Source organism: Saccharomonospora sp. NPDC046836, from assembly GCF_040645195.1.
Lineage (GTDB): Bacteria > Actinomycetota > Actinomycetes > Mycobacteriales > Pseudonocardiaceae > Prauserella_A.
Window position 1 is genome coordinate 100,748 of record NZ_JBEYXW010000006.1, and the last position, 13,291, is coordinate 114,038.

The window sequence follows — 13,291 nt, forward strand, 5'->3', positions numbered from 1 at the left end:
CCAGGTGTCAACCACCGTTACGGGGTTCGCGCTCGGTAACCGGACGATTCAGGAGGCCGCGATGGCGGACGACAGGCCGGAGAAAATCCTTGCGGCGCTGGGGGGTGCGGGCAATGTCCTCGACATCGAGGGCTGCATCACGCGGCTGCGCTGCGAGCTCGCGGACGGCTCGCTCGTCGACGAGCCCGCGCTGAAGAAAGCGGGGGCGCACGGCGTGGTGAAAGTCGGTGCCGTCGTGCAGGTGATCGTGGGGCCAGAGGCCGACACGATCGCCGGCGACATCCAGGACCTGCTGTGAGCCTTCCGGTCCACAGTCCGGTCGCGGGCACGACGGCGCCGATGCGGGATGTGCCGGATCCGGTGTTCGCGCAGGCCATGGTGGGGCCAGGAATCGCGGTGCAGCCCCCGGACGGGCACGCCGACGCGGTCGCGCCGATCGACGGGACCGTCGTCACGCTGCATCCGCACGCGTTCGTGATCGCCGGTGCCGAGGGCAGGGCCGTCCTGGTCCACCTCGGCATCGACACGGTGAAGCAGCAGGGCGAGGGCTTCACTGTGCACGTCGTCCGAGGGGAAACGGTGCGCGCGGGCCAGCCCGTCATCGGCTGGGACCCCGGCGCCGTGCGCGCCGCGGGCTACTCGCCGATCGTGCCGGTCATCGCGCTGGACGCGGTGGACGGCGTGCTGGCCGGGCTTCGCCTCGGTGCCTCCGTCGTCGTCGGCGACGTGCTGTTCACCTGGACGAGCTGACGGGACGCTCCCGGCTACGTGGTGACGATCTGACCGTTCTCGATCGCGACCGCGATGGCGGGCAGCGGGGTGCTGGCCGGGCCCGTCTTCACCTGCCCGGTGAACGCGTCGAACACCGAGCGGTGACACGGGCACACCAGGTCGGCGCCCTCGGGGTTGACCTTGCAGCCCTGATGGGTGCACGCCGCGCTGAAGCACGAGACCTCGTTCTCGGCCCGGCGCGACACGATCGCGTCCTTGCCATCGGGTGTGGTCACGGCCGTCGAGCCGCCGACCGGCACCTGATCGACCGCGGCGAGCCGTTCACCGGCCGTAACGGTGGAACCCTGGCCGTTGCCGGAGGAGGCGTCGTCGCCGCTGCATGCGCTCAGCGCGAGGGCGCCGACGGCTGCTCCGGCCGCCGCGGCGCCGGTGGTCAGGAGGGTGCGCCGGGTGTGAGATCGGGCTGTCATACGGCAACACACGAGCCCGCCGCCTTGCGGGTTCAATCGCGGTGAACATCGAACCGGAACGGGTGCTGCGCCGTGTGTGCAGGGGTAGGGACCATTCCAGGGCGGCTGGAGGAGCGATGGTGGGCTGGATTCTGCGGGTGCTGGTCGCGCTGGGACTGCTCGGCTCGGCCGGGGTGCACTGGGTCGTCTGGCTCGACTGGGCCAGATACACCGCTGTGGTCGGTCCGCTGTTCCTGGTCAACGTCATCGCCGGCGTTGTCATCGCCGTTGCGGTGCTCGCCTGGCGGCACTGGCTCGCCCCGCTGGTGGCCATCGGATTCGGGGCGGCGACCCTGCTGGCGTACGTGCTCTCGCTGACCGTGGGCTTCTTCGATGTGCGGGAGCAGTTCACCACACAGGCGGAGGTCTGGGGTGTGATCACGGAGGCCGGCTGCGTGGTGTTCGGCCTGGCGCTGCTGGTGTCCTACCTAGGGCGCCCGCGCGGGAGAGCGAACACGTGTGAGTGACCACAGCGAGGAGGGGCTCATGCGGGCGCTACACGATGAGCACGCGCCCGCGCTGTGGGTTTACGCACTACAGCTGACCAGTGGTAACCGGGTGCGCGCCGAGGACGTCGTGCAGGAGACCCTGCTGCGTGCGTGGCGGCACCCCAAGGTGCTCGACCAGTCGCAGCGCTCCGCGAGGGCGTGGCTGTTCACCGTGGCCCGCCGCATCGCCATCGACGAGTGGCGCTCGGCGGCCACGCGTTCGGAGATCGCCACCGACGCACCACCCGAACTGGCAGTGCCCGACGACACGGAGCGCGCCGTGCAGGGCTGGATCGTGGCCGACGCGCTCGGTGAGCTCTCCGACCGGCACCGGGAGGTGCTGCTGCTCTGCTACTTCGAGGGCATGTCGGTCGCGGATGCGGCCGTGCGGCTCGGGATCGCCGAGGGCACCGTCAAGTCGCGTACGCACTACGCGCTGCGTGCGCTGCGCCTCGCGCTCGAGGAAAAGGGGGTGACCCGGTGAACGAGACCTTCGCGACGAGCGGGGATCCGTTCGCGCACCTCGACGCCGCCTACGTTCTGGGAGCGCTGTCCCCGCAGGACCGTGCCGCGTTCGAAGACCACCTCAGCAGCTGCGCGGCCTGCGCGCATGCGGTGCGCGAGCTCGCCGGGATGCCCGGTCTGCTGGCCCAGGTCGACGTCCGCAGCCAGCTGCGGCCGGAGCCGCCGCCTGCCGGCGTGCTGCCCGCGTTGCTCGCGGGGGCGCGGCGGCACCGTCGCCGGCTGGTCACGACCGTGGCCGCGGCCGTCACCGCCGTCGCGGCGGCGGTGACGCTGGTGCTCGCTCTCGTGTTGCCGGGGAACGAACCTCAGGGCACCGAGATGACGGCGCTCGGGCCCTACCCGGTGCGCGCCAGCGTGAGTCTCGAGCCAGCCGCCTGGGGTACGAAGGTGGCCATGTCGTGTAGCTATCGCGGGGCTCGCGGCGGCGACTACGTGCTGGTCGCGGTGCGGCGCGACGGCACGGTGCGGGAGCTCGCCAGCTGGTATGCGGTGCCGGAGGACACCGCCGAGATGTCCGTCGGCACCCCGCTGCACCCGGACGAGATCGCGGCGCTGGAGATCCGCTTGCCCGACGGCCGAGCCCTGCTACGACTGCCTGTCTCCAGCTAGCCCGGGTGGCGAGGCCGGCCGGGCGCTGGTCCAACCGGGTGAGATCTGGTGGGTTCCCCGCGCGAACGGAGTTTTCGCTCCGCTTGTTTCTTGTGTTCTCGCAACGGCGACCGCGACGCTGGACAGCGTGTACTGGGGAGCGATCGTTGCCGTTGCCGGCCTTCTCACAGGTTGGGCCGCGAGCCGGGTGCTGAGCAGAGCGCGGCGCCCGGCTGCCGTGCCGGCTCAGTGGTGTGCGGCGGGAACGGCGACGTTGTGGGCTGTGGTGATGTGGCGATGGTCGGTGAGTGGCATGCCCGAGTGGTGGCTGCCCGTGCCGCTCGTGGTCACCGCCCTCGCGGTTCCGCTCACGCTCGCCGACCTTCGCCACCGGCGGCTGCCCGATGTGCTCACGCTGCCCGCCTATCCCCTCGCGGGCGCAGCGCTCGGCATCGCGGCGGTCACCGGGCCCGGTGGTGCGCTCGCCGCGCGGGCGATGGTCGGCGCTGTGCTGTTCGGTGCGGCCCACGCCCTGGTACACGCCGTCGCGCCGGCCGCACTGGGTGCGGGTGACGTCAAGCTGTCGGGCAGCCTCGGTGGCGTGCTCGGCGCGACGGGTTGGCAGGCCCTCGTGGTCGCCGCCGGCACGGCGGCGGTGACCACGCTGGTCCTGGCAGCCGTCGCGGCGCTGTTCCACATGCGCCGATGGCGGGAGGGGGTACCGCACGGGCCGGGCCTGCTGGCCGCCACCTGCCTGGTCGCGCTGTTCCCTGGCGGGGGACTGGAAACCGGATCGGAGGTGGGTATGGGTAGCTGAAGCCGAGGCGGCGCCGCATGACAGGATCGATGTGTGTTGCGCTGGATCACCGCAGGTGAGTCACATGGCCCCGCTCTCGCCGCCATCCTCGAAGGGATGGTCGCCGGGGTCGAGATCTCGACCGCTGACCTGAGCGAGCAGCTCGCTCGCCGGCGGCTCGGCTTCGGCCGGAGCCCCCGGATGGGTTTCGAGACCGACCGTGTCGAGTTCGTCGGCGGTGTCCGGCACGGCCGCACGCAGGGCGGGCCGATCGCGGTACAGATCGAGAACGCCGAGTGGCCCAAGTGGGACAAGGTGATGGCGGCCGACCCGGTCGACCCCGAGGAGCTGGCGGGGCTGGCGCGGAATGAACCGCTGACCCGGCCGCGCCCTGGCCACGCGGACCTGCCCGGCATGCAGAAGTACGGCTTCGCCGAGGCCCGTCCGGTCCTGGAGAGGGCCAGCGCGCGGGAGACGGCATCCCGGACAGCGCTGGGTACCGTGGCGCGGGCGTTCCTCAGGCAGCTGCTCGGCGTCGAGGTCCTCAGCCATGTGGTGTCCATCGGCGGCGCGCAGGCGCCGGAGGGACCGTTGCCGGAATCCGGTGACCTGGCCGCGATCGATGCCAGTCCCGTGCGCGCGTTCGGCACGGCGGCGACCGAGGCGATGGTCGCCGAGGTCGATGCGGTGCGCAAGGCAGGCGACACCGTCGGCGGCGTCATCGAGGTGCTCGCATACGGGCTGCCACCGGGGCTCGGTTCTCATGTGCATTGGGACCGGCGGCTGGACGCGCGGCTGGCCGGCGTGCTGATGGGCGTGCAGGCCATGAAGGGCGTCGAAGTGGGCGATGGTTTCACCACCGCCCGCCGCTGGGGGAGCCAGGCGCACGACGAGATCGACCGCGGTGCGGGGCCGAAGGGCGTGACCCGGCGGTCCAACCGCGCCGGGGGCCTGGAGGGCGGCATCACCAACGGTGAACCACTGCGGGTCCGGGTGGCGATGAAGCCGATCTCGACGGTGCCCCGCGCGTTGTCCACAGTGGACGTCGAGACCGGTGAGCCCGCGGTGGCGATCCATCAGCGGTCCGATGTGTGCGCGGTGCCGCGGGCCGGTGTGGTGCTCGAATCGGTCGTCGCGCTCGTGCTGGCCGATGCGGCGCTGGAGAAGTTCGGTGGCGACTCACTGGCCGAGGCCAGGCGCAATGCCGACGCCTACCTCGCCGGCCTGGAGTCGTGGTGGCAGCGCTGACCCGTGTCACCGTCTGACGGCGCGTCCGAGCCGGGCGCCGCGGGTCCGCGAGCAGTGAGGCGCTCGAACGGTGCCGGTGCGCGGAGGCTACCGTGACCTGCATGACTGTTCGTCGCCCGGTTGTACTGGTCGGTCCGCCCGGCTCGGGCAAGAGCACGGTGGGGCTGCTGCTCGCGCGGCGGCTCGGGGTGGACTACGCCGACGCCGATGTCGACCTGGAGGCCGAGACCGGCAGGCGGATCTCCGACATCTTCGCCGACGACGGTGAGTCCGTGTTCCGGGCTATCGAGGAGAAGATCGTCGCCGCTGGCCTCGGCCGGTACACCGGCGTCTACGCGTTGGGTGGTGGCGCGCCGCTGTTGGAGACCACGCGCGAGCGGTTGCGCGAGCATACGGTGGTGTTCCTCAATGTCGGCATGGCCGATGGGGTCCAGCGCACCGGCCTTTCCAGCGCGCGCCCGCTGCTGGTCGGCGTGAACCCACGCGCGACGTACAAGGCGTTGCTCGAACAGCGGCTGCCCGTCTACCGCGATGTGGCCACCGTTGAGGTGGACACCACCGGCCGCACACCAGACGAGGTCGTCGCGTTGATCGTCGAGCGGCTGTCCGGTGAGGCTGTGGAACAATCTCCACGCCAGGCGTCCGAACGGTCCTTTGTGGAGTAGGCAGTGGGCATGCGGGCGCGCCGCGCGGTCGCCTGCCGCAGTGAGGAGCACGATGACCACCGAACCCGTCCGCATTGAGGTCACGACGGCGCAGCCATACCAGGTCGTGGTGGGCCGCGGCCTGCTCGCCGAGCTCACCGCGGTGGTCCGCGACGCGTCCAAGGTCGCGCTGATCCACCCGCCGACGCTGACCACGACCGCGGAGGCCGTCCGCGCCGAGCTCGTCGAGGCGGGGCTGGACGCGCATCGCGTCGAGATTCCCGATGCCGAGGACGGCAAAGCACTGCGGGTCGCCGACTTCTGCTGGGACGTGCTCGGCCAGATCGGGCTCGACCGCCGCGGCGTCGTGGTCGCCCTCGGCGGCGGTGCGGTGACCGACCTGGCCGGATTCGTCGCGGGCACCTGGATGCGCGGTGTGCGACTGGTGAACGTGCCGACCACGCTGCTCGGCATGGTGGATGCCGCCGTCGGCGGCAAGACCGGCATCAACACCGAGGCGGGCAAGAACCTCGTCGGGGTGTTCCACGAGCCTGCGGCCGTGCTGGTCGACCTGGCGACGCTGGAGACGCTGCCCCACAACGAGCTCGTCGCGGGGATGGCGGAGGTCGTCAAGGCCGGGTTCATCGCCGACCCGCGGATTCTGGAGTTGATCGAGCAGGATCCCGCGGCGGCACTCGACCCGCGGGGCGAGGTGCTCGGCGAATTGGTGCAGCGGTCGATCCAGGTCAAGGCCGAGGTCGTCGCCGCCGACCTGCGTGAGTCGGACCTGCGGGAGATCCTCAACTACGGGCACACGCTCGGTCATGCCATCGAGCGTCGCGAGCGCTACCGCTGGCGCCACGGCGCCGCCGTGAGTGTGGGACTGGTCTTCGCTGCCGAGCTGGCGCGGTTGGCCGGCAGACTCGACGATGCGACCGCTGACCGGCACGCCGCGGTACTGCGCTCGCTGGGTTTGCCGACGACCTACGAGGCCGATGCGCTGCCGCAGCTCATCGACGGCATGCGGGCGGACAAGAAGAGCCGGGCCGGCACCTTGCGGTTCGTGGTGCTCGACGGGCTCGCCAAGCCGGGCAGGCTCGAAGGCCCCGACCCGGCGCTGCTCGCCGGTGCGTACTCCGCCGTCGCGGCAGCCGAAGGACAGGGCGGGGGAGTGCTCCTGTGAAGGTCCTCGTTCTCAACGGACCGAACCTGGGCCGGCTCGGCAAGCGTGAGCCCGCCGTCTACGGCTCCACCACGCACGAGGACCTGGCCGGCCTGTGCGTCGACACGGGCACGGAACTCGGTCTGGACGTCGAGGTACGCCAGACCGACCACGAGGGCGAGCTGGTCGGCTGGTTGCACGAGGCCGCCGACGCGGGTGCGCCCGTGGTGCTCAACGCCGGTGCCTGGACGCACTACTCGATCGCTGTGCGCGATGCCGCCGCCCAGCTCACAGCACCGCTCATCGAGCTGCACATCTCCAACGTCCACAAGCGGGAACAGTTCCGCCATCACAGCGTGCTCTCCGACATCGCGACCGGTGTGATCGTCGGGCTCGGTGTGGACGGGTACCGGCTCGCGTTGCGCTGGCTGGCCGACAACGCGCGCTGAACGCGTTCCCGGTCCTGCGCGGCGACCCGGTTCTGCTGCGCGGACTGGACCGCGCCGACACCAACGCGCTCGTCCAGCTCCACACCTATCCGGAGCCGAGCCGCTACCTCACAGGGGATGCCGCGCCATGATCGAGCGCAGGCTCTCCTATGACGGGCCACCCGGCACAGGTAACTGAGTGGTCGAGGCACAAGGCCGGGTCATCGGCACGGCGCAGCTGCTGAACTGCCCGGTGGCGTCGCGGAGATCGGCTACACGCTCGATCGCGCCCGCAGCGGGCGCGGGCTGGCCACGGAGGCCGTGGCGCGGCTGCTCGACCACGCCTTGGGCGCGCTGGCGTGGCCGCGGTCTGGTCGCTCGTTCATGAGTCCAATGTAGATAGTCAAAACTGGTGGAACTGCTGGGTTTCCTCGATGTCGATGGCGGAACGCACTACGGCGCCGAGCATCGGGTGTATGTGGCTCTGCCGCCATCCCGGGTACCCACATCGAGCTGTGGGTACCCGGCCTCGTGCGTGCCGAGGCCGGCTTCGGGTGGCTGCTCGTTGGCGACCGCTCTTTGCCGCGGCGTACCCGCATGCAGGGGACGAGCCACTACGCGGCCTACCTGGAGAACGAGGACGGCTTCGAGGTCGGGCTCGTTGCCCACACCACCCACCATGCACCCGTTCGGGTGATGGAACCGTAGACTGGGCGGGGTCCCGGGCCGACATCACTTTGGCCGTGGGGAGGGATGGAGGTCTACCGCCAGCATGCGCACCCGGGACCGTCGTGGGCGTTTCGTCGCCGTGGCGCTGGCCGCGTCGAGTTCCCTGCTCGTGGCGGCGTGCACCGTGAGCAGCGCGCGGCCACAGGCGGACGGAATGCGGCCGGGCACCGGCGGTGGCGGTGCCAAACCCACCGAGACACCCGAGCCGGTCAACCTGGCCGTCGACCGGCACCGCGCCAGCAAAGGCGTCGTCGCGGCCGGGGGCGCCGACGCCGTCTACAACTACGGCCCCACCGTGATGACCGATGGCGGGCGGACCCGGATGTGGTGGTGCAGCCAGTACAGCAGCGCCCCACCGCCCGGTGACGACATCCTGTACGCGCAGGCGGACTCGCCGGACGGGCCGTTCACCGGCCCCGGCGGTGGCATCCCGGAGGCTGTACTGTCCGGAAACCCCGGCGCCTTCGATGCGGTGCACACCTGCGACCCGTCGGTCATCAGGGTCGACGGAACCTACTACCTGTACTACACGGGTGCGGCGGGCAGCCACGAACACGGCAACGCGATCGGCGTGGTCACCAGCACCGACGGCCGGAACTGGACCAGGCTCGACGACGAGCCGATCGTCCGCCCCGCCCACGACACCCGCCGGGACAACACCTACGGTGCCGGGCAACCGGCGGCCGTCTACCTCGACGGCTGGTTCTACCTGATGTTCACCGACACCACCGGCCGCGCGGCCGGCTGGAACGGTGCGGGGCAGTTCCTCCTGCGGGCCAAGGACCCCACCTTCGCCGCCGGTGTCGAGGCCCTGGGAGCGCAGGGCTTCGTCCCAGTGCCGCACACGGCGACCGACCGCACACGCTCGCTGGTCGACGCGTTCAGCGCGGACCTGATGTGGGTGGACGCGCTGGACGCCTTCGCCATCGCGCACCAGACCTCGGGTGGCACCACGATCACCTTCTGGAACCGCGACTTCACGGCCACGCCGTACGAGCCCGTGCTCATCCCGGACAAATGGGAGGAAGGTCCCGGCTTGGTCCGTCAGCCCGACGGGCACGCTCCGATATCGGCCGGGGACCCCTGCGGGCGGGTCCCGGTCGACGTCATCCACGCGACCGTGATCGGCAGGGCCAACGCGCCAACGGCACTGCGCCACTACGGGCTCGATGTGCACGGCCTGGACGGGTGCGCCGATGCCGGACGCGCGCTGGCGGTGCTCGACGGCTTCGCCATGCCGTCACCAGTCCGCACGATGGACCTGGTGGTCGGCGGCGCCGTGGTGCGGGTCGACCGCCGATCGGTGGCCACCGAGATCGCCGACGTGGTGCTCGACGAGCGGCTCGCCGTACTGGATCGGATTCCGGTCACCGCACGGCTGCCGTCGGCTGCGCAGGCCGTGGAGGCGCCAGGGCTCGGGGCCGGGTTCGTCATCGACGGCACGCTGTGGCCGGTCGTGCCTCCGGCGGCAATCGAACTGAACGGCTCGACCGCCGAGCCGGTGAGCCGCCAGGAATGGGAGACCTACCCGGCCGGGCCGACGTTGGGCGCAGGTGGCTGAGTGGCTGAGTGGTCTAGCCAGTGGGGCCGACCTTCGGCCGCCGCGGCCGAGGCGAGGGCTTCCCAGGTTCGGTGGTCGCGCCGTCCCCGGCTTGTGCTGGCTGGGCGAGCCTGCCGCCGACCAGCAACCCGAGCCCCGCGGGGACGAGGATGAGCAGGGCGGTGAACGCGGCCCCTCCGGTCAGGGCGACGCCGAGCTCACTGATGCCCGTCTGGTCGACGAACGCCGCGCGCCCGAGGACGGCGAGCACACCGGACAGCGGCCCGGCGACGAGTGCGCCGACGAACCAGCCACGGCTCGCGTCCGGCAGCCGGCGCCAGCCGTCGACCGCACCCCACAGCACAGCGGCCCCCACCAGCAGCGCTAGCACCACGGCAGTGCGCAACGTCGACTCGGTCGGCTGGTAGACCGCGATCTTCGCGAGCGCGACGGTGGCGGCGGCATGCAGCACGGCCATGCCGAGTCCGCGAGCAACCCAGGGCGGCATCGGCCCACTGTAGAGCCTGGTGGAACGAGCCCGGCGGAGCCGATCGTGACAAGCGCGGCGTCAGTGTCGGTCGCGGCGAGTTCTGCAAAGGTCGGGCATGTCTCGGATCAGCGGGCGGCGAGCCTGGTGGATGAGCCTGGTGGAGCTGATCGTGACGAGCACGGCGTCAGTGTCGGTCGTGGCGAGACCTACAAGGTCGGGCAGATAGGGATTTCGGGTCAGCGGGCGGCGAGCCTGGTGGATGAGCCTGGTGGAGCTGATCGTGACAAGCGCGGCGTCAGTGTCGGTCGCGCGAGTTCTACAAAGGTCGGGCATGTCTCGGATCAGCGGGCGGCGAGCCTGGTGGATGAGCCTGGCGGAGCCGATCGTGACAAGCGCGGCGTCAGTGTCGGTCGCGGCGAGTTCTAAGCTGGGCCGGTGGCTCCGATCTCCCGCACCGGCAGCGAGTTCCGCGCCGTCCGCCGCGACGCGCTCCGTGCGCTGCTCCACGAGGCCGAACTCGACGCGCTGCTCGTCACCGATCTGCTGAACATCCGTTACCTCACCGGGTTCACCGGGTCCAACGCGGCGCTGCTGCTGCACGCCGGCGGCGACGCCGGGACCGTGTTCTGCACCGACGGCCGCTACACCACGCAGGCCGCTGCCGAGGTGCCGGATCTCGAGCACATCCTGGACCGGGCGAGCGCAGCGGCGCTCCTCGCGCACGCCGCAGCCGACCCTGGCCGGTACGGGCAGACTGGTTTCGAGAGCCAGTACGTCAGCGTCGAACAGCACGTTGCTTACCAGGAAACGGCGGGACATGTGCGGCTCGCCCGCGCTCCTGGCCTGGTCGAGCAGCTGCGGGTGATCAAGGACGAGGCCGAGGTCGAGGCGTTGCGCCAGGCCTGCGCCGCGGCCGACCGCGCGCTGGCCGGCCTGATCGAGCACGGGGGCCTGCGCCCTGGCCGCACCGAGCGCGAGGTCGCACGGGAGCTGGAGAGCCGGATGCTGGACCACGGTTCGGAGGGCCCGTCGTTCGCCACCATCGTGGCGGCGGGCGCGAACTCGGCCATCCCGCACCACCGGCCCACCGGAACGCCACTGGCCGCTGGCGACTTCGTCAAGCTGGATTTCGGGGCGACCGTCGACGGGTACCACTCCGACATGACACGCACGCTGGTGCTCGGCGAGCCCGCCGGCTGGCAGCGCGAGATCTACGACCTGGTCCGGCACGCCCAGGCAGCCGGTCGCGCGGCCGTTTACCCGGGTGCGGACGTGGCCGCGGTGGACAAGGCCGCGCGGGACGTCATCGCGGAGGCGGGGCGTGGCGAGGAGTTCGCCCATGGCCTCGGGCACGGTGTCGGTCTGCAGATCCACGAGGCTCCCAGCCTGGCCGCGACCGCCGCCGGTACACTATCCGCCGGTATGGCGGTCACCGTCGAACCCGGCGTCTATCTCGCCGGCCGCGGTGGTGTGCGCATCGAGGACACGCTCGTCGTGCGGGAGGGCACTCCCGAGCTCCTCACCCTCAGCACCAAGGAACTCGTGGTCGTCTAGGCGCGGCCCACCCGGACTACAGGAGAACTCACAGCAGTGGCCACCACCAACGACCTGAAGAACGGCCTGGTCCTGAACCTGGACGGCCAGCTCTGGTCCGTCGTGAACTTCCAGCACGTCAAGCCCGGCAAGGGCGGTGCGTTCGTGCGGACCACGCTCAAGCACGTGCTGTCGGGCAAGGTGGTCGACAAGACGTTCAACGCGGGCACCAAGGTCGACACCGCGACGGTCGACCGCCGGAACATGACCTACCTGTACAACGACGGCTCCGACTACGTCTTCATGGACAGCGAGACCTTCGAGCAGATCAACGTGAGCGCCGAGACGGTCGGCGACGGCGCCAACTTCCTGCTCGAGAACAGCGAGGCGCAGGTCGCGGTGCACGAGGGCACCCCGCTGTACATCGAGCTGCCGACGTCGGTCGAGCTGATCATCCAGCACACCGACCCGGGGCTGCAGGGCGACCGGTCGACCGGTGGCACCAAGCCCGCGACGCTGGAGACGGGCGCCGAGATCCAGGTGCCGCTCTTCGTCAGCACCGGCGAGAAGGTCAAGGTCGACACCCGCGACGGCCGCTACCTCGGCCGCGCGTGAGCACGGTGTCGCATCACGTGGAGTGGCAGGAGCGGTGAGCCAGGACGCCTCCTCCCGGCGCGGCAGGCCCATCAGCCGCCACGCCTCACGCCGTCGCGCGGTGGAGTTCCTCTACGAAGGGGCGCAGCGCTCGGCGGACCCGGTGACATTGCTCACCGAGCGGATCGGCTCCCTCGACGTGGATCCGATCAGTGACTACACGATCTCCCTGGTGGAGGGTGTCGCAGCGCAGCGCGAACACATCGACGAGCTGCTGGCCGAACATGCCCACGGCTGGACACTCAGCCGGATGCCGCCGGTCGATCTCGCGATACTGCGGATCGGCGTCTACGAGATGCTGTGGTCAGCCGACGTCCCGGACCCGGTGGCCATCGACGAGGCGGTCGGCCTCGCCAAGGAGCTGTCCACCGACGATTCGCCGCGGTTCGTCAACGGCGTGCTCGGCCGGATCGGCAACATAGCCGACCGGTTGCGTGCCGTGCTCTGACCCGCCGCGACCTGCCCCCGCTGCGCGACCGTCGTGTGCCTCGCGCAGCAGGGGATGCGGAGTCAGTCTTCCTTCGAGGGCCGTGCCTCGGGCGGCAGGACTCCCCAGTCGATGAGCTGTTCGGTGAGCTCACCCGGCGTCATGTCATAGATGATCGCCAATGACCGCAGGTCCTCGGTGCGGATCGAGAGCACCTTGCCGTTGTAGTCGCCACGCTGGCTCTGGATCGTGGCGGCGTAGCGTGCCAGCGGACCCACCTTCTCGGCGGGCAGCTGCTGCAGCCGCTCCAGGTTTATCACGATCTTGGTTGCGGGTTCGGCGCCGGACGGCACCCGGCCCTCGGGCAGCAGCTCGACTACCGGGACACCGTAGAAGTCGGCGAGCTCGGCCAGCTTCTGGACGGTGACCGCACGATCGCCGCGCTCGTAGGAGCCCACGACGACTGCCTTCCAGCGGCCGCCCGACTTCTGCTCGACCCCGTGCAGGGACAGGCCCTGTTGCTGGCGGATTCCGCGGAGCTTTGCCCCGAGCGCCTTGGCGTAATCGCCCATCTGGTGGTTCTCCGTTTCCTCACCCCAAGTACGGCCCGGATGACCGACAGGGAACTCCTAAGTCGAATACTCAGAGTAATGGTTACTCCTTGTCGTCACCAGGTCAAGCAGTGCATCCCTTCCAGGCGGTATCCGCTCTCGTCGCACCACCCGGAAGGCTGAGGCGCGCGACCTGCTACTGTCTGTGCGGTTCCCCGCTGGATCGGGGGAATCGACATCCTTTAAG

18 protein-coding genes are annotated in these 13,291 nt (G+C 70.6%); 15 read left to right on the forward strand and 3 right to left on the reverse strand.

What is annotated here, in order from left to right; genetic code table 11:
* Positions 1-61: 61 nt before the first annotated feature.
* Both ABZ863_RS10345 and ABZ863_RS10350 read left to right on the forward strand, forming a co-directional pair.
* Positions 62-298: a glucose PTS transporter subunit EIIB gene (locus tag ABZ863_RS10345; protein WP_358533472.1), complete on the forward strand. Its 237-nt coding sequence runs from the start codon at positions 62-64 to the stop codon at positions 296-298.
* Positions 295-750: a PTS glucose transporter subunit IIA gene (locus ABZ863_RS10350; RefSeq protein ID WP_358533475.1), complete on the forward strand. Its 456-nt coding sequence runs from the start codon at positions 295-297 to the stop codon at positions 748-750. The genes ABZ863_RS10345 and ABZ863_RS10350 overlap by 4 nt, the downstream gene beginning before the upstream one ends.
* Before the next feature lie 14 nt (positions 751-764).
* Here ABZ863_RS10350 and ABZ863_RS10355 read toward each other — a convergent pair whose 3' ends face one another.
* Complete coding sequence (locus ABZ863_RS10355) at positions 765-1,202, reverse strand: Rieske (2Fe-2S) protein (RefSeq protein ID WP_358533478.1); 438 nt, start codon at positions 1,200-1,202, stop codon at positions 765-767.
* 116 nt (positions 1,203-1,318) lie between these two features.
* Between ABZ863_RS10355 and ABZ863_RS10360 the strand changes: the two genes are divergently transcribed.
* From ABZ863_RS10360 to ABZ863_RS10405, 10 genes are all read left to right on the forward strand, one after another.
* Positions 1,319-1,708, forward strand: coding sequence for a hypothetical protein (locus tag ABZ863_RS10360; RefSeq protein WP_358533481.1), 390 nt, complete (start codon positions 1,319-1,321; stop codon positions 1,706-1,708).
* Complete coding sequence (locus tag ABZ863_RS10365) at positions 1,701-2,213, forward strand: sigma-70 family RNA polymerase sigma factor (protein ID WP_358533483.1); 513 nt, start codon at positions 1,701-1,703, stop codon at positions 2,211-2,213. Before ABZ863_RS10360 ends, ABZ863_RS10365 begins: the two co-directional genes overlap by 8 nt.
* A complete protein-coding gene (locus ABZ863_RS10370; protein ID WP_358533486.1) occupies positions 2,210-2,863 on the forward strand; it encodes a zf-HC2 domain-containing protein in 654 nt (217 codons plus the stop codon). Before ABZ863_RS10365 ends, ABZ863_RS10370 begins: the two co-directional genes overlap by 4 nt.
* A 292-nt stretch (positions 2,864-3,155) precedes the next feature.
* Entirely contained in the window at positions 3,156-3,659 is a 504-nt protein-coding gene (locus ABZ863_RS10375; protein WP_358533488.1) for an A24 family peptidase, read from the forward strand.
* A 33-nt stretch (positions 3,660-3,692) separates the two neighbouring features.
* Positions 3,693-4,886, forward strand: a complete 1,194-nt coding sequence (gene aroC / locus ABZ863_RS10380; RefSeq protein WP_358533490.1) for a chorismate synthase — start codon at positions 3,693-3,695, stop codon at positions 4,884-4,886.
* A gap of 101 nt (positions 4,887-4,987) precedes the next feature.
* Positions 4,988-5,551: a shikimate kinase gene (locus ABZ863_RS10385; protein ID WP_358533492.1), complete on the forward strand. Its 564-nt coding sequence runs from the start codon at positions 4,988-4,990 to the stop codon at positions 5,549-5,551.
* 52 nt (positions 5,552-5,603) lie between these two features.
* Entirely contained in the window at positions 5,604-6,713 is a 1,110-nt protein-coding gene (aroB, locus tag ABZ863_RS10390) for a 3-dehydroquinate synthase (RefSeq protein WP_358533494.1), read from the forward strand.
* On the forward strand, positions 6,710-7,141 hold the full coding sequence (gene aroQ, locus ABZ863_RS10395) for a type II 3-dehydroquinate dehydratase (RefSeq protein ID WP_358533497.1): 432 nt from the start codon (positions 6,710-6,712) through the stop codon (positions 7,139-7,141). Before aroB ends, aroQ begins: the two co-directional genes overlap by 4 nt.
* A gap of 246 nt (positions 7,142-7,387) precedes the next feature.
* Complete coding sequence (locus tag ABZ863_RS10400; RefSeq protein ID WP_358533897.1) at positions 7,388-7,519, forward strand: hypothetical protein; 132 nt, start codon at positions 7,388-7,390, stop codon at positions 7,517-7,519.
* Between the two features lie 373 nt (positions 7,520-7,892).
* Positions 7,893-9,410, forward strand: a complete 1,518-nt coding sequence (locus ABZ863_RS10405) for a beta-xylosidase (protein ID WP_358533499.1) — start codon at positions 7,893-7,895, stop codon at positions 9,408-9,410.
* A gap of 13 nt (positions 9,411-9,423) precedes the next feature.
* On the opposite strand, the gene ABZ863_RS10410 is transcribed toward ABZ863_RS10405, so the two are convergent.
* Positions 9,424-9,897 carry a B-4DMT family transporter gene (locus ABZ863_RS10410; protein WP_358533501.1) on the reverse strand — a complete coding sequence of 158 codons (474 nt, stop codon included), beginning with the start codon at positions 9,895-9,897 and terminating at the stop codon, positions 9,424-9,426.
* Positions 9,898-10,314: 417 nt separating this feature from the next.
* Between ABZ863_RS10410 and ABZ863_RS10415 the strand changes: the two genes are divergently transcribed.
* Genes ABZ863_RS10415 through nusB form a run of 3 tightly spaced genes read left to right on the forward strand, consistent with a single transcriptional unit; the run spans position 10,315 to position 12,514 of the window.
* On the forward strand, positions 10,315-11,433 hold the full coding sequence (locus tag ABZ863_RS10415; protein WP_358533503.1) for a Xaa-Pro peptidase family protein: 1,119 nt from the start codon (positions 10,315-10,317) through the stop codon (positions 11,431-11,433).
* Positions 11,434-11,469: 36 nt separating this feature from the next.
* On the forward strand, positions 11,470-12,027 hold the full coding sequence (gene efp, locus ABZ863_RS10420) for an elongation factor P (protein WP_358533505.1): 558 nt from the start codon (positions 11,470-11,472) through the stop codon (positions 12,025-12,027).
* A gap of 34 nt (positions 12,028-12,061) precedes the next feature.
* Positions 12,062-12,514 (forward strand): transcription antitermination factor NusB, encoded by a 453-nt coding sequence (gene nusB / locus ABZ863_RS10425; RefSeq protein ID WP_358533506.1) that lies wholly within the window; start codon positions 12,062-12,064, stop codon positions 12,512-12,514.
* A 62-nt stretch (positions 12,515-12,576) separates the two neighbouring features.
* Here nusB and ABZ863_RS10430 read toward each other — a convergent pair whose 3' ends face one another.
* Positions 12,577-13,065 carry a helix-turn-helix domain-containing protein gene (locus tag ABZ863_RS10430; protein ID WP_003096372.1) on the reverse strand — a complete coding sequence of 163 codons (489 nt, stop codon included), beginning with the start codon at positions 13,063-13,065 and terminating at the stop codon, positions 12,577-12,579.
* Positions 13,066-13,291: the final 226 nt, after the last annotated feature.